We start from the raw sequence: 20,736 nt of genomic DNA, 5'->3' as shown, positions 1-20,736 counted from the left end.
GTTTCTGGGTCCAAGTTCGGAGCACTGGATGCGTTTGAGGTAAAACAGGTTCTTATAAGGATTTAATTCTTATCTGGCTATATATCATCAAGTATAGCGTGATTAACTTCGACTTTATACTTTGATTCCAGATAGCTAATTAATTGCTCTTTTAGCGATATCATCACACGTTTTCCGGTGTTAAGCGTGTTTAATTTACCATTTGATGAATGCATTTCTTTTAGAACACCTATTATAATTTCATTATTGTATTGAATAGGGTCTGTCACTGAACCAGTTGTTTTCATATTGAAAATCTCTTCTATAAAAGAAAAGGGGTAGTTTTGTTGATCCACTTCATTGCGGTGCATCTGCTGACCTTTAACTAATTCCACCCCTTGAATTTCTTCCAAATCTGTTTTTTCTCTTAGTTGAACTGCAACCTCTTGCCCAATTTTAAACATTCTTTCTTTTATAAACTCACTACACCAAAGCTCTACCGCTAATGCCCTGCCTTCTTCAAAACTTTGCAATTTGGGTGGAACGATATCAATGATTTTTACACTAACAACAGCGTCCCCAACGCCCTTGAAATAACCTTTCTGATCCTTTTCTCGCGAAAAAATGAAAGAAATCAAATCACTAGAATCTCCTACGTTATTACCGCTTTGATCTTTTCCACTCGCATCTACTGGACCAATAGTTTGTATAGGTAAATTATATTTACTCAATATTTCTTCAATTTCTGAACCATTGTATATCTTATAGTTCACTTGGTTTATGAAATCATTGACTCTTTCAAAAGACTTTTGGTTAGTTAGAACTGACTTTATGTCTTTTTTTAAATCAACTAAGTCTTCATCAGAGATTTGATGCGCACTTTCCACTTTTATTATATGCCAACCAAAACTGCTTGCTAAAACTTCACTTACTTCACCTACTTTGAGAGCAAATACCTTTTCCCTCACGTCTTCTGGTAAAAAATCCTTAGTTATATTATTTACTCTAGTTTCCTCAAGTTTTGCTTTGCCAAACTCTCCTACTATCTGTTCAAAGCTTGTTTTACCCTCCTCGAATGCTCTTCTTGCTGTCTCAGCTTCTTCTTTGGTAGAAAATATTACATTGAATACATCTCTTTGATCTTTTAGTTCCTGTTGTTCTATTATACCATCAACTTCTTCATCTGAGATCTTGATTTGATCTTCAAAATACTTTTGGCCTAGGGAAATATATTGCGCAGTTCGATACTCAGGATAATAAAAATGGGATTTATTTCTTTCGTACAAATCAAGTAAGGCTTGATCATCTGGTTCAGGAATGTTTGTAACTGCATCTTCAGTTATTTTAACAATATCAACCACTCTAGTTTGGTAGCGACTTTTGTATATCTGCTCATCAACTCTCTCGCCAAAAGTTACCGGATAATTATCTTTAAATAACGAAGTCATGAACATCATTGCAGGCAGAACTTTCTCTAGCTTTGCTATATACTCTTTCTCTGTCATATGCAGGTCATTTAGCGTTTCATGGAATTTATTTTTGTCAAATTCGCCTTTATCATTTTGAAAGTATTTGGTATTTTTAATATGGTTTTTTATAGACTCTTCTCCAATTGTCAACCCCAGCTCACTAATTAGGTTAAACAATAGTTTTTGCTCTATAAGTGCATTAAGCAAATCATATTTCAGCTTTTTTACTTGTTCTCTACTCGCATCAGATCCAGAAATTTGCTTTTCATAATTTTGATATAGTGATTTATACTCATCTGACGTTATAACTTCTTTTCCAACCCTAGCTACCTCTTCTTTTTCATCATCACCTGATAAAAGGTTGCCAATTCCCATGAAGACTAATAAGCAAGCTAAAAGGACAACGGTTACCTTAGTGAAAAAATTTTTAACATTCATTTTAAACTCAGTTAATTAATGGTTAATTATAGAATAGTGATAATTTAATTCTTGTAAACCTGTTGCTTTATTAGCTAATATATATAATATTACAATATATTAACTTAAAATTTAACTCTTTTCTTAAATAGAAACATATGTTTGACTGAGTTATACTATACCTTAAGAAGGAAAAATATTTTTTTGAATCGTTTGAAATATGCTTAAACGTAAGCGCATTTAATTAACTTAAGAGGTGGGAAGTGACAAACAAAAAGTCATTGAATGACAAAATTAATGCTTTTTTAGTTTTAATAGCTTATATTTTAGCTCTGTATAACAGTAAGGGATACTTTAAATGGGAGATGCTTTTTTGATGTCAATGGAATCTTCTAAGGGCAATAACGATAGAAATAAACAGTTTCTAATGCAAATAGCTGCTTGGTTAGTAGACAACACTGGTTTAACTTTTAATCAAATAGCACAATGCTGTAGGTTGGCCCTTGAAGAAGTACAAGACATAGCTGATGAGGAAATAGAAGTTGAAAAATATAACCCTATTATTTCTGGGGTAATTACTGAAAAAGAAATCGATGATTGCAAAAAAAATTCAAACCGTGTACCAAATTTAATTATAAAAAATATAAAAAAAAGGAGTAAAGCGATTGGTAGCATTCTTGGCTTTGCCTCTACGGCAAGGCGTAGAGATAAACCTGATGCGATTTATTATTTAGTAAAAAAATTTCCTATCTTGGATAATAACGTTATAGTTAAATTAATTAGTACAACAAATTACACAGTTGAGCAGGTAAGAGATGGATCTCATCATAACATGCAAAATATAAAACCCCAAGATCCTGTACTACTTGGCTTATGTAGTCAAGAAAATTTAGAAGCAGAAGTGGAAAAAGCAAAAGTAGAAGAAGAGAAGCAAGAAAGGTTAAAGAAATATAAAGAATAGCTATTGAAAATCCTCAAATTTTTGTGCTTTGTTAACATTAAATTAACTTGACTTGCTAGTGTTTATTAGTATAATTTAAGTAAAGTACGGGGTTTAATAATAATTAAGCTTAATACGCACTAAAACTAGCTCAGCCTAATTTATTATCTTATAGTCACATTTTAGGTTAGTAAGCATCAATTAAAATTTTTGGAGGATTATGACAACAATCAATGAAGATGTTTTGGCAAAAGGAAAGGTTACAGCTCAACTTGAAAAAAGTGAGCAAATTCACAATAACGATACAGTAAAACAGATGGTCAATGAAGGTACTGAGAAAAACAGAAAAACATTAGATCTGAGCGAATTAAAAGAGAAAACAGCAGAAGAATTGTTAGAGTTAGCTGAAGAAAGAAAAATTTCAACTAACGGTAAAAGCAATGGTAGAATGCTAAAGCAGGAAATGATATTCAGCTTAATGAAGAAAATGAGCGAAGAAGGAGGCATAACCACAGGGAGTGGAATAGTGGAAATATTGCCTGATGGTTTTGGTTTCTTACGTTCAGCAAGTGCAAATTATGCCCCAAGTACCGATGATGTTTATATTTCTAACGGGCAAATAAAGAAGTTTAATTTACGTACAGGAGATATGGCATGTGGAGAAATAAGGCCACCTGGTGATAAAGAAAGATATTTTACTTTAACTAAGGTTCAAAGTATAAACTCTACTGAAGTCAGTGAATTAAGAAAGTACGTCCATTTTGATAATTTGCTTCCTCTTTATCCTGAGGAAAGCATAGTACTTGAGTGTAATAGTGGTGATGATAAAAAAGGCTTAAGCATGCGTGCTATAGATATAGTAGCTCCTCTTGGAAAAGGGCAAAGAGCGTTAGTAGTTGCTCCACCTCGCACAGGAAAAACTGTATTGCTTCAGCAAATGGCTAACTCTATAGCTATAAATCACCCTGAAATAGAATTAATAGTGTTACTTATAGATGAAAGACCTGAAGAAGTAACAGATATGATACGTTCTGTAAAAGGTGAGGTAGTAAGTTCTACGTTTGATGAGCCTGCTTACCGTCACGTACAGCTTGCTGAAATAGTAATAGAAAAAGCTAAAAGAATGGTTGAGCATAAAAAAGATGTGGTAATCCTACTTGACAATATTACTAGACTTGCACGTGCTTATAATGCTGTTATTCCTTCTTCTGGGAAAGTTCTAACTGGTGGTGTGGATTCAAATGCACTGCAGAGACCCAAGCGTTTTTTTGGAGCGGCTCGTAATATTGAAAATGGTGGTTCTTTGACAATCATCGCTACAGCTCTTATAGACACTGGTTCAAAAATGGATGAGGTTATTTTTGAAGAGTTTAAAGGTACAGGAAACGCTGAGATTATACTTGATAGAAAACTTTCTGATAAACGTATATTTCCAGCTATTGACATTACAAAATCCGGAACAAGGAAGGAAGAGCTATTAGTTGATAAGGCTATACTAAATAAAATATGGGTGTTGCGTAGAATACTCAATCCTATGGGATCTGTTGAAGCAATGGAATTTTTACGTGACAAACTACTTTTAACAAAGAGCAATGCTGACTTTTTCAACTCCATGAATCACTAAAAGTAAGCCAGTTATGATGGATATGCTGAGCAAAAAGTAAAAGATTTTATCGCTTTTATAGTTAAAATAATTGTATCCGTTCAGGCAATGGCGAACTTAGGGAGCGTTAAATAAACTATACGCGTCAAGTTAAGAAGCAAAGGTAAGAAAATTCAATGAACTTAAGGTGGATACTCTAGTCTTTCTATATCTGTCTTTCACAGAAAATTGTGACCAGTTTGTGGTAAGTTTTTTCAGGAAAATTCTCAAATTATTAATTTTGCTGCTTAACGCTAAAAATAAGTAACCGTTCACGGATTGTGAGAATGAATAAAGAACTAAGCAGTCGTAACTTTTGGAAGGGATTTTGGCCATTGAGACGTGATGTCAAAAATATCGACAACATTCTTCCACGAACCTTTCCCCACGTTCCAACCAGGTGAAAAAGCTATTTTTACGATAGCCGTCTAATTTGCCGTTCTGCAAGGTTGTTGATTGACTTCAGGCTTTCGTAAAAACTTCTACACCATATCCTCGGCCTTAACATCTTAATGGCCATTCTCAAACCATTTACAAGCCTCGTCATTTCATGAAAAAACCCTTCTTTCGCATTAGTTGTGTAGCATCTTTTAATATTAACAAGGCCTATAATAGTGCAGCACTGCCTTACGTATTGCCAATCCAAATTCTACTTGCTGTAAAATAACACAATCTGCTACATCGCTGCTAATCTCAATCCCTCTATTTATTGGCCCTGGGTGCATAACAATCGCATCTGGTTTTGCGTATGATAGCTTTTGTGAATCAAGTCCATACAAATGAAAATATTCTTTCTCTGAAGGAACAAAACAACTATTATTCATGCGCTCTTTCTGCAGTCTTAAAAGCATGATTACATCAGCATCCTTTATACCTTCAATTAATGAATAATGGACTGAATCTACTTCAGGAAAATGCTTACAAATCAAAGTTGGTGGTGCGACCAAGCTTATCTCTGCTCCAAACATTTTTAGCAATCTTATATTTGACCTTGCAACTCTGCTGTGCAGAATATCTCCACATATCACAACTTTGAGATCCTTTATTTGCTTTTTATGACTGCTGATTACAAGATAATCTGCAAGAGCTTGAGTTGGGTGTTCACTGCTTCCATCGCCTGTGTTGATTAGCGAGCAGCTAACATTCTTAGCCAGCATATTAACAATACCGCTATTTTTTTGCCTGATTATTATATAGTCAGGATTCATTGCATTTAATGTTTTGATCATGTCTTTTAGATCTTCTCCCTTGTTAATAGAAGAAGATCTTATTGGCAAAGTTACAACATTTGCTCCAAGGCTTTTTGCTGCTATTTCAAAAGACGCAAGTGTACGCGTTGAATCTTCAAAGAATAAATTTATTACTGTCTTATTTTCCAAGATATGACTATTTGCAGCTTCTTTTTTAAGGTACTGGTTAGCCAACTTAGTTATATTTTCTACATCATCGACTGTAAGGTCTGAGATGTTTAACAAATTACTTCTCTTGTGCATAGTTTCCTTTTCAACTACTTGAACCTATTCTACTTTCTTATTATTGTTTTTCAATAGACCTCTTGTACAGCAATTGTTTTGGTGAAAGAACAGAAAAAGATAGTAAAGTCAAAATTAAGTTAGAAGGAAGAAAAAGTTCAGCGAGTCAAGAGTAAGGTACATTAGCATAAATCTTTCATCCCAGTGTTCAGTGGCACTGGGGATTACTTCCACTTACACTCATCCGCTATCATAACAGCCTCAAAAAGATGCTTCTCAAGTTCACTTAGAAGTAAATCACTTTGTGGATAATTTCCCCAAGACTTTAGTATATCGGAAGTTTCAACGCCTTCAATAACAGGGTATTCTTGGTTTTTCTTAGCATATAACTCTTGAGCCTGCTTGCTTACTAAAAATTCCAATAAGAATATAGCATTTTCCCTGTTTTTTGCGTTTTTTGTTACTGCTGCACCACTGATGTTTACCATTACGCCGTGATCATTGCGATTAGGAAAAAAAGCCCCTAGCTTGTCTATAACATTCTTTTTATTTTCTGATGAAAGAATTCTTGCAAAGTAATAACTATTTACTATTGCAACATCTCCTTCACCAGCAGCTACAGCATAAATTTGGTCAGTATCACCACCACTTGGTTTTCTTGCCATATTACTCACAATTCCACTTACCCATTCTTTCGTCTTTTCAAAACCATTATTTGCAATCATAAAAGCAATCAATGACCGGTTATATGGACTTGTAGAAGAACGCACTAATATTTTTCCTTTCCATTTTTCATTTGCTAAATCTTCATAAGTACTTAAGTTTTTAGGATTTACTGACTCTTTATTATAAACCAATATTCTGGTTCTTTTTGTAAGGCCAAACCAATAATCTTCACTATCTCTAAATTTTGCAGGTATAACACTTTTTAAAATCTCTGAATCCACTTGAGATAGAAGCCCTCTTTTTTTTGCCAAAATCAGGTTCACTGCATCTGCAGTTAAAAGTAAGTCAGCTTCACCGCCATTTTCCATGCGTGAAAGTAGCTGAGAATAATCATCAATGATGTAACGTACTTTAATGCCTGTATTTTTTGTAAATTCATCAAATAAAGTACGTACTAATTCTTCTTTGCGCGATGAATAGACATTCACTACTTGTGAATTGTCAGTTCCGCTGTTTTTATACAAAAAAGTAATGACTATTAATACAACTGCTATTAAGGATGTGAATATAAAGGTTTTTTTCATATTGGATAAAAAATAACTTCTTTCAGTTAAAGATACTCAAATAGCGCAATCTTAGCAAGTGTAAAATTCGTTAGATGTAGCTAATATAATTTGGATTTACCGAAGTCAATGTATGAAATAATCGAAATTGTCATTCCAGCGCGTGACGCTAGGCCATAAAACCTACTTGACAAACTTCGCCAGCCCCCTTATCATGAAACTGAAGGTATTCAGTTATCTTCATCTGTGCAGATTAAACAGCAAAAAAACAACGTGGTTGGCGTCTTATTTTTAATTTTTTGCACTATGTGCACCTTATGTCTTCACAACATTTCTAGCTATATAAGCTGAAACGCGCTTATATAGCGTTTAAGACAGTATAGTACGCCAATTTGCAGGATTAGAGAGTGACAACTAGCTAACACGGGGTTTCTTTTGCCTTTTTTTCTGTTTAGTAAATTTCTTAAATATTTATGACTAAAGGTTAGTTGCAATAAAAAGCAACTGAGTGGCGGTTATTAAACGTTTAAAAATAAAAAACGCCAATGTTTTAAAATAGATATTAGTCGGGGCTTCTTTTGCCTTTTTTTTCGTTTAGTAAATTTCTTAAATATTTATGGCTAAACGACAACCGTCATCCCTGTAAAGGTCAAGTATCCCGCTACTTGTTAGCGGGATCTGGAGATACCGCGGCGGTATGACGTAGGGAAATCTTACTTATTATAGCTATAGTTCTACATGAATTACAAAAGTAATATTTACTAGATCTTAATATTTTAGATCTATATTTTAATAAATAATGAGCTGTAATTAGTATGAATGATCCATTTAAAAGTGAGAACTATAAAAAAAATCTCGACTCCTTGATAGAAGCTATAAAGCTGAAAAATATTGGTGAACAATATAATAAAACAGTGAGAGATTTATCCCAGACATTAGAGAGTTTTACAGATAAGGCAGAAGATGTAGCTAAGTTTGTTATATGTAGTGACTTGAATAATTATATAGAACCGGTGAACAAAAAGCCATCAGGTTTTTTTGGAATATTCAAGGAAACATTTAATAAAATCTTGGGAAAAGATGCTTCAATTCAGGATAACGATATAAGAAATTTTGCTAATGATAAATTGCCCAGTCTTGCTGAAAAAATAACATTCGAATACCTAAATGTTTTAAAGAAAATTTCAGATTTAGAGCAAAGTAAAAAAAATCAGGAGGAACATAGATTGTATGGAGTGAACTTAGAGGATAGAACAGCGTCAAAGCAAGAAGAAAATCCTTTATATGAGCTACAAGCAGGAGATTCAGGCTATGGAAGTTCATTAAATGAAGAGCATGAATATGAAGACATATCACATTATCAAGAGAAAAAGCAAAAGGAAAATCCTTTATATGAGCAGAGAGAAGATTTAGGCTATGGAAGTTCATTAAATGAAGAGCATGAATATGAAGACATATCACATTATCAAGAGAAGAAGAGTAAAATTTTAATAGAAAATTTGCAGAGTTCAAAATCGCCCAAAGAAGAGCCAATTTATGCAACAGTTTCTAAAGAACATATAGAAGCAAAAAGAGAACGTAAGCAGAAACAACAACCTCAATCCCTCGTACTACCAAAACCACCAAGAGCACCGCAAGTGCCAAAAAAAATGTTTACTACTGGTCAAGAAGTTAGACAAGAATCGAACGTGGTAGTCAAAGATAAACCTGCAGTACCGCCAAAGCCTAAAAATCTAAGCCGTGCTGATCAAAAAGTAAGCACAGAGCCAAAAGTAGTAGAAGTAATTCTTAAAAACTCAGATGAAAGTAAACCTACAGTACCACTAAAATCTGAAAATCAAGACAATAGGAAATCAGCACAAAAAGCTGCTGGTAAGGCGATACCAAAAGTAGCAGCAGCTACTATGAAAGGAGGAGCTAATCGCGAGATGGGCAGTAAAGTAAAGGCATTAAAAGAAAAATTTGAGCAAAATCAAGCAAAAGGAAATGCTAATGTACGGCTTGCTGAAAGCAAAACTACCCCAGCAGCACAAGCGGATATCGGTGTGAAGAAAAAACAATCTCATTCATTTCTAACAGAGAATAAAAGATCTGCAACGAAACACATAACAGCAAAATCTGATCCAAAATCTCATGTCAGCAAAAATCCTCCTTCCACACAAGTAAGTGTTAAGGAAATGGTTGCACAAATTGAGAAAGGAAAAGGAGGAAGATAGTAACATTTGGGGATGTTTAAAAAAAACATATGGTCAAGTCAAGAGATTGTGAGCAAACTTAGGAAATTATAGCTAAACTAACTTAGATTTACCGACAATTTGAAAAACCGTCATTCCGCTACTAGTTAGCGCCGCGGCGGTATGACGTAGGAAAACCTTTCTTGGGTTAGCTATAGGCAGCAATTTTCTGTATTTATTTTAAATTGAAGAAAGCTCAAATGAAAGATCGTGTTTTGCTAAAAATCACAGAATGCAGTCTGGTTACTATTTAAAAGGATATGTTCAAAAAACTGTGTCAAATCAACTTATACACTTCACTACCAACTTCATGATGAAGTTCTGCAGTTGGATGGAAATAATCCTTTAGTGTTTCTTCGCTACACCCAGGGTTATAGTGAACGTCAAGTTCCCCTTTAAATATCAACTTTAAGAGTATTTTTATATTTTCTTTAAATCTCCCAATTTGGTCTGCAATGTTCGATGTGCATGCATCTTGACAATTTAAACCTTTGCTCTTGTATTCGCTAAGCATACTTTTCATTTTAGAGTTAAGATCAAATGCTTTTATTTCAAGATTTGTACTTTTCTTCATATAATCTAAGCCATTAGCCAATTTTGCATTGAAACTCTCTGTGAGCTTCGTAGCTAGTTCCCTTGCTTCTTCATCTCTATTAAAAGCTGGTATTGAGCCAACTTCAGGTGCGTTTGCAACAACTACATGCTTAACACCATGTTCATTTAGAACCTTAAGTGCATTACATATTTCACTCACTGCTTGTTCCAACACTTCTTTCGCTTTAGTATCGTCATAAGCAGTGGCAACCATAACATCATTTCCGCCGATTATGATGCAAAATAAATCTTCTTTACCTATATCTGGATGATGTTTAATTACCGCATCTAGCTGGTTAGCTAAACGAAATTTATTGAAGAAATAAGAAAAAATAGGGTCAAAAATTTCAGACGCTGTTGCACATGAAACTGCATAGTTTTGACCTTGCTATTCGTGGCATCTACCAAAAAATGAATAACTCCACCCAGGTTTAAATTCGTCTAAATCTAAATATTTTGCTACATATTCAACAGCAGTAGGGCCATTGCTAAAAGATCTTCCTTGATAAAAAGGGTCATCAAACTTTACGCTTTTTGCAAAGGATAAGTTATTTAAAATTCCAATGATTGCGCCATTATCGGATAAACTATAACCCAGAACATAAAAATTTCTATACTTTGAATTAGAATTGTCATTTTTGTTTGTCATAATATTTACCGTAGATTAGCATGTTGTTTCATTAGATTCATAAAAAAAAATAGCGGTGCAACTTTTTTACAACTCCATTTTAAACTTTATTGTGCATTTCCTTCATATCATACCTTTTTGAAAAAACGTTTTATTTTAAAAACGCTCTGACTTTTTCTCCACTTTTTCCGGGCAAAATCAGCTTCTTCTTAACTTGACACGTATACTTAAAAGAACCCTCTAAGTTTTCTAGCGCGGCTTGGATGTTTCAACTTGCGCAGTGCTTTTGCCTCTATTTGCCTAATTCTCTCACGTGTTACATTAAAAATTTTTCCTACTTCTTCTAAGGTATGCTCCTTCCCATCTTTACCAAGGCCAAAACGCATTCTTAGAATTCTTTCTTCCTTTGGTGTTAAAGTTGCAAGAACATTGGTTGTAATGCCACGCAAGTCAGCAAGTATTGCAGCATCCTCTGGTCTGGAGACTCGCTTATCTTCTATACAATCACCGAAGGTACTACTATCATCCTTTCCTGTTGGAGCTTCAAGACTTACTGGGTCCCTTGCTATTTTCATAACTTTGCGTATTCTTTCCAGTGGCATTGTCAGTTCTACACTTAATTCCTCTAACGTCGGCTCTCTTCCCATCTCATGAGTCATTTTTCTTAATGCTCTGTTGATTTTACTGATAATTTCTACCATATGAACTGGTACTCTAACTACTTTAGACTGCTCAGGTATTGCCCTAGTGATTGATTGTCTTACCCACCAAGTGCCATAAGTTGAAAATTTATATCCACGTTTGTAATCAAACTTATCCACGGCCTTCATAAGACCAATATTGCCTTCTTGTATTAAATCAAGCAGATCAAGGCCTCTTTTTGAATACTTCTTAGCAATGGAAACTACTAGCCTTAAGTTAGCCTTAATCATCTCTTGCTTTGCTTCAGAGACTTCTCGTTCGTGTTTTTGTATTCTCCTGATTAGCTCCTTAAATTCTTGCACGTTATCTTCCTGTATATGCTGCTTAATACCGTTCAAAGTACTAGCTATATGTTCAGAGTTATCGTCTATAAACCTTAAAAATTTGTTTTTTAATTCACCTGTAAAAGAGGACTGATTTTCATTGATCTTTAAAAGACTTATCTTTTTCAATTCGTGCTTTAAAAGCACGTCATCATAAACTTTATAGAAACTTTCTCTATCGATATCGTATTTTCTAGCCTCAGCAATAAGATTAGCCTCTTCAAGCGTGATGGATCTATTTATCTTATAAAGTTCTTGTGTAATTCTGGCAACAGCAGTATCACTTAACTTAATTTGTAATGCTATAGACCATATTTGACTATATAAATTCTCTAGTTCATCAGAGGAATCTTTAGAATTTTTTCTTAATACCAATGCTTCATTTGTTAAAGTAATTATCTCATCCAATGCAACTATGACCTTTGGCAATAAGTCACTTTCCATTTCAAGAATAGAAACATTTAAATTCGCTGAATTTATATCTTCATTATCACCGTCTTTCTCATCATCACTTTTTTTACTATCTTTCTCATCATCACTACAGTACTCAGCATCTTCAGAAACATCCTCAGAATCCTCAACATCTTCAGCACTTTCTTCACTCTCTTCTTTAGGTACCACATTAAAGTCAGAGTTATAAATTGCATCCAGATCTATAATTTCTCTCAGTAAGAGAGCTCCACTACTTAAATCATCACGCCATACTTTTATCACCTTTAATGTTACTGATGTTTCAATTATTGCACGTAACATGTTATGCTTTTCAGATTCAATTTTTTTTGCTATCTCGATTTCATCTGCCCTTGACAAAAGCTTTACAGAGCTCATGTCTTGTAAATAAATCCTCACTGGATCATCATTTTGTACTAAAGTTGCAGTAACATTTGGCGATGTGTCATCATCATCAAGTTTACTATCATCACTGTTGGAAGGAATATCTTCTTCATCTTCGCTACTTTCAAGCACATTAATTCCGGAATCCTGCAATAAAGATATAGCATCATCTATAAAATCAGACGAAAAATTTTCATCTGATAATTTATCATTTATATCATCAAAGGTGACAAAACCACATTTTTTTATACTTTTAGTTACAAGATCTCTGATAATTTTTTTCTTATCTTCTGCATCATTAATAGTTGACATCATTACCTTTATAGTTTATAATTTTATTTCTTATTAACAAATAAACTTACAACGAGCAAGTCTATAATTTTACTTTTAACTTGTGGCTATTTGTTACTTCATATAGTTTAAGATACTGTTAATTTATGTACACTTGTCTTGATCAATTGTTCCATACTTTTCTTCCATTTTTACTGCTATGGACAATCCAACTGAAAATGTTGCAATTCCAACCACTATAGCAGTAAGCATTAAAACATGAGGTATAGGATTGCTATATGAATAAAAATTTGAAACCAATATAGGAGGCAAAGAACTTTTTATATATCCTAGAGATATGTAAAACAACAAAACAGATGCTTGGAAGACGCTTACCCCTATCATTTTCTTGATTAAATTTTTATCGTTTATAATAATATATAAACCTAGCACCATTAATACAATAATAATCGTATAATTATACAAAGTCATTGTTTTTTCCTACGAGCAAAATTCATATATATAATTAACATAGAGGAGCAGACAGTAAATGCTACACCTAATTCCACCAAAAAAATACCCAATTTTTGACCGGTTCTATTATTGGCTGACAAGATATCATAAGATAAAAAATTTTGGCCAAGTAAAGTTGTTGCAACGCCCGTTCCTCCATAAATTAAAATACCTAACACGTTAGTCAATCTAATCACAGAATAAGGTATTGCTTTTAGAGTTGTAGATACACCAAATAGCATTGAATATAATATTATCCCGGAGGCAATAATTATTCCTGCTTGAAAACCTCCACCCGGAGTGTAATCACCGTGAAATTGTATGTATAAACCAAATAAAATGATAAAAGGTATCATCAAAAATGTTACTGCATTTAATATCGGATCTTTAATCATTGTCTTTTTCTTCTTTTAATATCAACGTTATACAAAGCGCAGCAGTAAAAACTACTATAGTTTCTCCAAACGTGTCATAACCACGAAAGCTTGCCAAAACAGCTGTCACTATATTAGGAATACCGGTAGCTTTTTCGGTATTTTCCACATAATAAGGAGCAACATGCAAGTGGATCGGAGCATTGTGGCTGCCAAAATCTGGCAATTGAATCATAAAATATGACAAACATACAGCCAGAAATAACATAAAAAAAAGCGTTATAGGGTTATGAAATAGATTTACTTTATGATTCTTTATCAAGGAAAGTGCTGCAAACGTAAAAATCGTACTGAGCCCCGCACCAACAGAAGCTTCAGTAATTGCAACATCAGGTGCATTCATAATTAAGTATATAAGCGCAATAAGTGAACTAAATACACACATTAGAACAGCACTTACGACTAAATGTCGCGAGAAGACTATAAAAACCGTAACTGTTAGTAACAACAAAAGTAGCACTACATTTAATATTTCTAACACCTTAACCTTCTTTAACAGTTTTTTTCTTAACTTTATAATAAGTGCGCGCTAAAATATAGCCATTAGTTGAGCTAGCTACCCATATTATAAGAATTAATAATATTATTTTAACAGTATTGATTGAAAATCCATTCTGCAAAGCAAAACCAATTAACAATAGCGTTGCACCGCTAGAATCTGTAATACCTGCTGCATGTAACCTAGTATAGAAATCAGGAAATCTAATTACTCCCACACTTGAAATGATTACTGAACAAATGCCTAAAAATATAAGAACGGATCCTATCATAAATTATTAAAACAACATTAATCTCATTAGTGCTATAGTTGATATAAAGCTAACGCTAGCATACAACAATGCTATATCAATTAAAAAAAAATTATTCAGAATGATTGATATTGCTGTTATGAGTACAACTACTTGCGTTGAGAAATTATTGAACGCTAAAACCTTATTGTACACATCACTTGACTTAGACACTATGCGGCACAACATTACACTCATACAGAACAACAGTGTATAGATAGCAATGTGAAGCATTTAAAGACTATGTAACTTCAGTAGATTTCTAAACGGATACTTCTTCATCGCCATCTTGATCATTTATTTCATCATCTATTTCACCATCCACTTCATAATCTTGGCTTTCTTGACTTGCATCAAGATCTGTGTTAAATTGACCATCAGAAAAATTTAATAAATTCGCTAGCTTACTTGTATTACTGCTGTAAACATTATTCATATTTCCTTTCATGTACTCCTTGCATCTACCTACCAAAAGGTTAAATAGCTCATGAGTATCCACCTGTTTTTCTGCTATTTCATATAAGGAAACTATGGTGTTTTTATGGTCTTTAAACTGAACTGTTTGAACTGGATTACTTGCTCCTGTATTTAAATCATGTGTTCTTTGACTTGCCAATAGAACCAATTTGAAACGGTTACTTACCTGTTCTGTACACTTTTCTACAATAGACTCAGCCATAAGATACTACCTTAATAAGTTTTATACTATATCACAAAAAACAAGTTGTCAACTTTATATCTATTGCGATTCAACTTCATGTTTTACTTTTTCTGCCTCAGATTTTATTTCTTGGCTTTCTGTCATCGTGATTGTTATTCCATGATCAAGTTTTTTTAGAAATCCTAACAATCGCTCTAAAGAAAAACCATCTATTTTACCATTTTTAATTTGTGATACCTTTGGCTGATCAATACCAAGTTTCTCAGCTGCAAAAGCCTGAGTCCAAGCATTTTTTTCTATAATTTTATTTATTATATAAAGCAACTTTGTTTTTATTGCTGCACTGTCTAAGTTATTTAACGATATTATTTCCATAATTCTTACACTCACATATCAATTAACTTTATTAAATATTATAGCATAATATTTAATATACCAAGATATTAATATCATATAACTTGTCAATAATTATATGATATCAAATTTAAAACTTATTTAAAACTTTAAGTTGATTGTATATTAATATTTCAATTAAATTTCTAGTAATTTTAAATTACCATTTTATCATCAGCCTCTCTGAAAAAATCATTTACAGAAATAACAAGCTAAAATTACAAAGCTTGAAATACAAAAATAATTATTTTATAAATTTATCTTACATAAGAAGTTTATATCTCTATATCTTAACATAGATATTTATTTAAATTTTTAAAATTTCTATTTTAACGAGAATTCTATATATTATATTTATAATATAACTTAAATATTTGTTGCTTTTTAGCTGGAACACTATTTAGTTAGTAAGTAAAATTGTGTTGAATATGACAAAAATAAAAAAAGATGTTGCTGTTATTATGGGAAGTGAGTCAGATTACACCACTATGGTCCATACCGTCGATATGCTAAAAGCATTAGAAGTTTCACATGACATATTCATAATATCTGCACATAAAACACCAGAAAGGCTCTTCAATTTTGCTAAATCTGCACAAGAAAAAGGTTTTAAGGTTATTATAGCTGGTGCAGGAGGTGCAGCTCATTTACCTGGTATGGTTGCGTCATTAACTTGTTTACCAGTTATCGGCGTTCCTGTGCATAGTAAACAATTAAATGGGCTGGACAGTCTACTCTCTATAGTTCAAATGCCAAAGGGTGTTCCAGTTGCAACCATGTCTATAGGAGAAAATGGAGCATATAATGCTGCCATTACCGCCGTATCTATATTGTCAATTTCCAACAGTGAAATTGCAGGTAGGTTAAAAAAGTGGAGAGAGAGACAGACCAAAGAAGTAAAAGAAAAACCAGTTTCATAATAAATCTATGGCAATAATTCTTTTAGACACAAAAACCATAAACCGTATAGCAGCGGGGGAGGTGATAGAAAGGCCTGCAAGTGTAGTAAAGGAATTAGTGGAAAATGCAATAGATGCTGGAAGTTTAGAAATAGAGATCAAAATAGAAAGTGGTGGGCGTAACCTTATTATTGTGACAGATGATGGTAACGGAGTAGAAAAAAACGATTTAGAACTTGCGTTTATGCGCCATGCTACTTCAAAATTGAGCGATAGTGAGTTGATAGAAATCAAGCATCTTGGCTTTAGAGGAGAAGCTCTGCCTTCAATAGCAGCAGTAAGTAGGATAAAATTATCGTCTAAAGCAAGCGGAGCAAGTGAAGCATGGTCTATAAGTTATGAGGGTGGAGAAAAGATGGGGGAGCTAACTCCTTACTCTTTATCACAAGGGACACATATTGAAGTACGAGATTTGTTTTTCGCTATCCCAAATAGACTAAAATTTCTAAAAACCGAAAGAGCAGAAACTCAAAGCATTGTTGATATTGTAAATAACCTAGCAATGATTAACTATCATATAGGGTTTACTCTCACTTCAGGTAATAAAAAGCTCTTAAAATACGCTAAGCAGACTTCGTTATTTCATAGATTATGTGAAGTAGAAGAAGAATTTCAGGGCAATTCTTTGGAGGTCAATGAAGAAGAAGACGGCATCAAACTTACGGGACACATCTGTAAGCCAACCGTCAATCGTGGTAAGTCAACTCAGATCTATACATTTGTTAATAGAAGGCCAATTAAAGATAATTTACTTATTGGTGCGGTTAGGTATGCATATCATGATTTTATTCCAAGCGATAGGTATCCTTTTGCAGCGTTACATTTAGAGATACCTTATGATCAAGTAGATGTAAATGTGCATCCAAATAAGTCAGAAGTAAGGTTTCAGAATAAGAAGCTCATATATGAGATAGTGACAAGAGGATTAATCAAAGCGTTGTCAAGAAGGATAGGCACCTTTGATTTCATTTCAGCTAGTGACCAGAAAACTACTAATACAATAGAGGGTTCTTTGAAAGGTTCATTATCAGATTCTTTTGATAAATCTGATGTTCAAAATGAATTTTATGAAAGAAGGCCAAGTCCTTTTGAAAATCAACTAATAAAAGAATTTGCTTCTCCAAATGAAAAAGCAAAAGGCTTATCAGAACAGTCAAAATCGTTTAATTATACCGGCATACAGAAATCCCCATCACAAGCGGAAATTATGGTTCTAGAAAAAAAGGTGTTAGAGCAAGTTGATTTGATAGAGAGCCACCCGCTCGGGTTTGCACGCTGTCAGGTCTATAATACTTACATTATTGCCGAGGTAAGAGACAAATTGATTATAGTTGATCAGCATGCAGCTCATGAGAGATTAGTATATGAATGCCTAAAACAAAAATCAAGTATAAAAAGACAAAAACTACTTCTTCCTGAAACGGTTGAAATCAAAAATCAAGCTGGAATGGAGATGATTGAAATCTATAAAGATAAGTTATTTGAAATGGGTTTTGATATTGAAATCAAATCAGAGAATAAAGTGATAGTAAAAGAAATCCCTGCAATTTTGGGAGCAATAGATGTGAAAGAGATACTAATTAATATAGTGGGTAGATTAACGGAAATAGAAGATACATTGCCAGTAGAAGACAAAGTGAACAAGATATTGGCTACTATCGCTTGTCATGGATCAATTAGAGCAGGCAGGAAAATGAGGTTAGAGGAGATGAATGAGTTGTTAAGACAAATGGAAAAAACTCCATATTCCGGGCAATGCAACCACGGAAGACCAACTTATATAGAAATGAAATTGAGTGATATTGAAAAACTTTTTGAGCGCAGATAATGAGGTTGCCATAAATATGTAAGTGCTCTTTCCTCGTCATCCAAGTAGCTCATAGAAACGGATTAAACGAAAAACGACTTGACAAACTCCGCCAGCTCCCTTATCATAAGAATGAAGCTATTTATTTATCTTCTCTGTACAGATTAAATGACAAAAAAACTCACGTATCTGGCGTATCATGTTTAATTTTTTGCACTATGTGCACCTTATGTCTTTATCAAATTTCTAGCTACACAAGCTGAAATGCGCTTATAAAACATTTAAAACATCAAAAAACGCCAACTTAAAAAATGGATAGTGAATAACTAGCTACCCTAGGGTTTCTTTGCCTTTTTTTCTGTTTAGTAAATTTCTTAATGTTTATAATTTAGATTAGTTGCGGCTTAAAAGCAACTGAATCGCGTTTATTAAACGTTTAGAATAAAAAAACGCCATACTTGAAAGTATAATGTAAGTAACTAGCCAACCACGGGGTTTCTTTTGCCTTTTTTTTTATTTGGTAAATTTCTTAATGTTTATGGCTAAAGTAATTTAGGCTTACCGACAACCGTCATCCCGCTACTTGTTAGCGGGATCTAGAGATACCGTGACGGTATGATGTAGGACTGCTGTCATTCCAGCGCGTGACGCTGGAATCCAACTTTTATCATGCAGCCACTTGGTTAAAATTAAGTCTTCTGGATCCCAGTGTCTGGGCACTGGGATGACACCTTGACGATTTGAAGAATCGTCATCCCGCTACGTGCTAGCGGATGAGATACTGCGAATGAATCGCGGTATAACGGTCTGCGGCGGGATGACGGTTCGCGGTGGCATGGCCGATAACCTCGTCAGCCTGCTGCTTGTTAGCGGGATCTAGAGATACCGCGGCGGGATGACGGTTCGTGGTGGTATGACGGTTCGCGGTGGCATGACGACAACCTTGTCATCCTGCTACGTGTTAGCGGATGAGATACCGCGAATGAATCGCGGTATGACGGTTCGCGGCGGTATGACGTAGAAGCTATACTTTTATACTCACCAACTCAGTATCCAATCTGGGTCCAAGTAGTCAGGGCACTGGGATGACACCCTTTCCTAGATGGAGATAAATTACAATGTTTGTACAGTTATGGGATTGCGCAGTGGATGCAGTTTAACATAAAAAGCTTTGCTTTTTGAAATTTTGGGTTATACTTAACTTCAACACTATTAGCAGGGGTAATGATCATGAATAAAGAAGAAGCTTTAAAAATTTTGGAACTAACAGATAGCCATGACGTTATCTCTAAAGCCAGAAAGAAATTATTTGATAGTAAAAAAAACTCAGATGTATTAAAAACGCAGATCGAGGCATATAAATCGCTTACCGATAGTCAAGCAGAAGCTTTTTCGGATCTTGTAATATCAGCTATTGACAGTAATGAGCTAGATTTTTTGGGATTATTACTAGAGACAGTAAAAAATGATGATAAATTTGATTATTTAAATACAGAAAGCACTAGTGGCAGTATGCCATTGAACTTTGCATTAGGATATACAGGTTATAAGCATGAGTTAAGGGTTAAGGCCATAACATTACTTTTGAAGCATGGTGCTGATCCTAATACAAAAAACCGAGAAGGTAAATCATCATTACACTGTGTTATTAATAATAGTAATGGCGTTTTTTGCCACAAAGTTACTGAATTACTATTAGACTATAAAGCTAATCCTGATGCAATAGATAGGCAAGATAAAACACTGTTACATTACTTATGTGATGATCATAGTTACCTTAATGATGATGCACGTGGTCATGTTGAAATCGCGAAATTGCTTTTGAGGAAAGGCGCTAACCCAGACTTAAAAGATCATTACAATAAAAGACCAGTAGATTATGCTAACACGACAGTAAAGTTGGGCAGCTATTTGGTGCAGTTGATCGTGGTAAGGTGTTACTATACTCTGGTGGTATAGTGATTTTTTCGCTTTTTAGTATCTGCTGCGCACTTGAGGCTGCAGTTGGAGATTTCAGAAAAGCAGATAAATTGGGTTTGCCATTTTTGCAGTAGGTACTGCTGCTGTTGCATTATATTGCGCATACTGTGCAATAAAAACTGCGTTTTTTTCAAAACCCTCACCAGATTTTACCGAAGCTAGAGCAGAATTTCTTAATAGTCAATCACCAAATCCAGCAGGTGCAGCTTAATAATTATAGCTAAAGTAATCTAGGTTTACCGTCATTCCGCTACTTGTTAGCGGATGAGATACCGTGAATAAATGACGGTTCGCGGCGGTATGACGTAGAAGCTATACTTTTATACTCACCAACTCGGTATCCAATCTGGATCCAAGTAGTCAGGGCGCTGGGATGACACCCTTTCCTAGATGGAGATAAATTACAATGTTCGTACAGTTATGGAATTGTGCAACAGGCACAGTTTGACATAAAAAGCTTTGCTTTTT

General features: G+C 34.1%; 18 protein-coding genes and 2 pseudogenes. 6 read left to right on the top strand and 14 right to left on the bottom strand.

The genetic code is table 11. From position 1 onward, the window contains the following. Nucleotides 1-77 precede the first annotated feature (77 nt). Nucleotides 78-1,889: pseudogene (locus tag AAGD91_RS02265) on the bottom strand (SurA N-terminal domain-containing protein); the annotation flags it as partial. A gap of 334 nt (nucleotides 1,890-2,223) precedes the next feature. On the opposite strand from AAGD91_RS02265, the gene AAGD91_RS02260 reads away from it, so the two are divergent. After that, nucleotides 2,224-2,826, top strand: a complete 603-nt coding sequence (locus AAGD91_RS02260; protein WP_341821351.1) for a cell cycle transcriptional regulator TrcR — start codon at nucleotides 2,224-2,226, stop codon at nucleotides 2,824-2,826. A gap of 199 nt (nucleotides 2,827-3,025) precedes the next feature. Then, nucleotides 3,026-4,429, top strand: coding sequence for a transcription termination factor Rho (gene rho / locus AAGD91_RS02255; RefSeq protein ID WP_341821350.1), 1,404 nt, complete (start codon nucleotides 3,026-3,028; stop codon nucleotides 4,427-4,429). A 129-nt stretch (nucleotides 4,430-4,558) separates the two neighbouring features. Here the strand turns inward: rho and AAGD91_RS02250 are convergent. The 3 genes and pseudogenes from AAGD91_RS02250 to AAGD91_RS02240 form a co-directional block, all read right to left on the bottom strand. Next, a pseudogene (locus AAGD91_RS02250) lies at nucleotides 4,559-4,711 on the bottom strand (IS4 family transposase); the annotation flags it as partial. Nucleotides 4,712-5,043: 332 nt separating this feature from the next. Next, nucleotides 5,044-5,940 (bottom strand): aspartate carbamoyltransferase catalytic subunit, encoded by an 897-nt coding sequence (locus AAGD91_RS02245; RefSeq protein WP_341821348.1) that lies wholly within the window; start codon nucleotides 5,938-5,940, stop codon nucleotides 5,044-5,046. Between the two features lie 203 nt (nucleotides 5,941-6,143). Further along, nucleotides 6,144-7,169 carry an extracellular solute-binding protein gene (locus tag AAGD91_RS02240; RefSeq protein WP_341821347.1) on the bottom strand — a complete coding sequence of 342 codons (1,026 nt, stop codon included), beginning with the start codon at nucleotides 7,167-7,169 and terminating at the stop codon, nucleotides 6,144-6,146. A gap of 794 nt (nucleotides 7,170-7,963) precedes the next feature. Between AAGD91_RS02240 and AAGD91_RS02235 the strand changes: the two genes are divergently transcribed. Continuing rightward, nucleotides 7,964-9,364 (top strand): hypothetical protein, encoded by a 1,401-nt coding sequence (locus tag AAGD91_RS02235; RefSeq protein WP_341821346.1) that lies wholly within the window; start codon nucleotides 7,964-7,966, stop codon nucleotides 9,362-9,364. A 295-nt stretch (nucleotides 9,365-9,659) separates the two neighbouring features. Here AAGD91_RS02235 and AAGD91_RS02230 read toward each other — a convergent pair whose 3' ends face one another. From AAGD91_RS02230 to AAGD91_RS02185, 10 genes are all read right to left on the bottom strand, one after another. Beyond that, nucleotides 9,660-10,310: an SGNH/GDSL hydrolase family protein gene (locus AAGD91_RS02230; protein ID WP_341821495.1), complete on the bottom strand. Its 651-nt coding sequence runs from the start codon at nucleotides 10,308-10,310 to the stop codon at nucleotides 9,660-9,662. A gap of 54 nt (nucleotides 10,311-10,364) precedes the next feature. Next, complete coding sequence (locus tag AAGD91_RS02225; RefSeq protein ID WP_341821345.1) at nucleotides 10,365-10,625, bottom strand: hypothetical protein; 261 nt, start codon at nucleotides 10,623-10,625, stop codon at nucleotides 10,365-10,367. A 206-nt stretch (nucleotides 10,626-10,831) separates the two neighbouring features. After that, entirely contained in the window at nucleotides 10,832-12,775 is a 1,944-nt protein-coding gene (rpoD, locus tag AAGD91_RS02220; protein WP_341821494.1) for an RNA polymerase sigma factor RpoD, read from the bottom strand. A 123-nt stretch (nucleotides 12,776-12,898) separates the two neighbouring features. Then, a complete protein-coding gene (locus tag AAGD91_RS02215) occupies nucleotides 12,899-13,225 on the bottom strand; it encodes a cation:proton antiporter subunit C (protein WP_253307288.1) in 327 nt (108 codons plus the stop codon). Next, on the bottom strand, nucleotides 13,222-13,641 hold the full coding sequence (locus AAGD91_RS02210; protein ID WP_164224942.1) for a Na(+)/H(+) antiporter subunit B: 420 nt from the start codon (nucleotides 13,639-13,641) through the stop codon (nucleotides 13,222-13,224). The genes AAGD91_RS02215 and AAGD91_RS02210 overlap by 4 nt, the downstream gene beginning before the upstream one ends. Continuing rightward, complete coding sequence (locus AAGD91_RS02205) at nucleotides 13,634-14,161, bottom strand: DUF4040 domain-containing protein (protein ID WP_341821344.1); 528 nt, start codon at nucleotides 14,159-14,161, stop codon at nucleotides 13,634-13,636. The genes AAGD91_RS02210 and AAGD91_RS02205 overlap by 8 nt, the downstream gene beginning before the upstream one ends. 1 nt (nucleotide 14,162) lies before the next feature. Beyond that, complete coding sequence (gene mnhG, locus AAGD91_RS02200) at nucleotides 14,163-14,450, bottom strand: monovalent cation/H(+) antiporter subunit G (RefSeq protein WP_096617042.1); 288 nt, start codon at nucleotides 14,448-14,450, stop codon at nucleotides 14,163-14,165. A gap of 6 nt (nucleotides 14,451-14,456) precedes the next feature. Next, nucleotides 14,457-14,702 (bottom strand): monovalent cation/H+ antiporter complex subunit F, encoded by a 246-nt coding sequence (locus tag AAGD91_RS02195; protein WP_164224944.1) that lies wholly within the window; start codon nucleotides 14,700-14,702, stop codon nucleotides 14,457-14,459. A 28-nt stretch (nucleotides 14,703-14,730) separates the two neighbouring features. Continuing rightward, complete coding sequence (rpoZ, locus tag AAGD91_RS02190; RefSeq protein WP_253307286.1) at nucleotides 14,731-15,147, bottom strand: DNA-directed RNA polymerase subunit omega; 417 nt, start codon at nucleotides 15,145-15,147, stop codon at nucleotides 14,731-14,733. Nucleotides 15,148-15,207: 60 nt separating this feature from the next. Next, nucleotides 15,208-15,504: a helix-turn-helix transcriptional regulator gene (locus tag AAGD91_RS02185; RefSeq protein WP_341821492.1), complete on the bottom strand. Its 297-nt coding sequence runs from the start codon at nucleotides 15,502-15,504 to the stop codon at nucleotides 15,208-15,210. A gap of 446 nt (nucleotides 15,505-15,950) precedes the next feature. Between AAGD91_RS02185 and purE the strand changes: the two genes are divergently transcribed. The 3 genes from purE to AAGD91_RS02165 all read left to right on the top strand — a co-directional run bounded on the left by purE (nucleotide 15,951) and on the right by AAGD91_RS02165 (nucleotide 20,247). Beyond that, a complete protein-coding gene (purE, locus tag AAGD91_RS02180) occupies nucleotides 15,951-16,442 on the top strand; it encodes a 5-(carboxyamino)imidazole ribonucleotide mutase (RefSeq protein ID WP_341821343.1) in 492 nt (163 codons plus the stop codon). Nucleotides 16,443-16,449: 7 nt separating this feature from the next. Then, nucleotides 16,450-18,309, top strand: a complete 1,860-nt coding sequence (mutL, locus tag AAGD91_RS02175; protein ID WP_341821342.1) for a DNA mismatch repair endonuclease MutL — start codon at nucleotides 16,450-16,452, stop codon at nucleotides 18,307-18,309. Between the two features lie 1,203 nt (nucleotides 18,310-19,512). Continuing rightward, nucleotides 19,513-20,247, top strand: coding sequence for an ankyrin repeat domain-containing protein (locus tag AAGD91_RS02165; protein ID WP_341821339.1), 735 nt, complete (start codon nucleotides 19,513-19,515; stop codon nucleotides 20,245-20,247). Nucleotides 20,248-20,736 lie beyond the last annotated feature (489 nt).

This window comes from Wolbachia endosymbiont (group A) of Myopa testacea, from assembly GCF_964027115.1.
Classification (GTDB): domain Bacteria; phylum Pseudomonadota; class Alphaproteobacteria; order Rickettsiales; family Anaplasmataceae; genus Wolbachia.
This window is presented reverse-complemented; position numbering and strand designations above follow the sequence as displayed.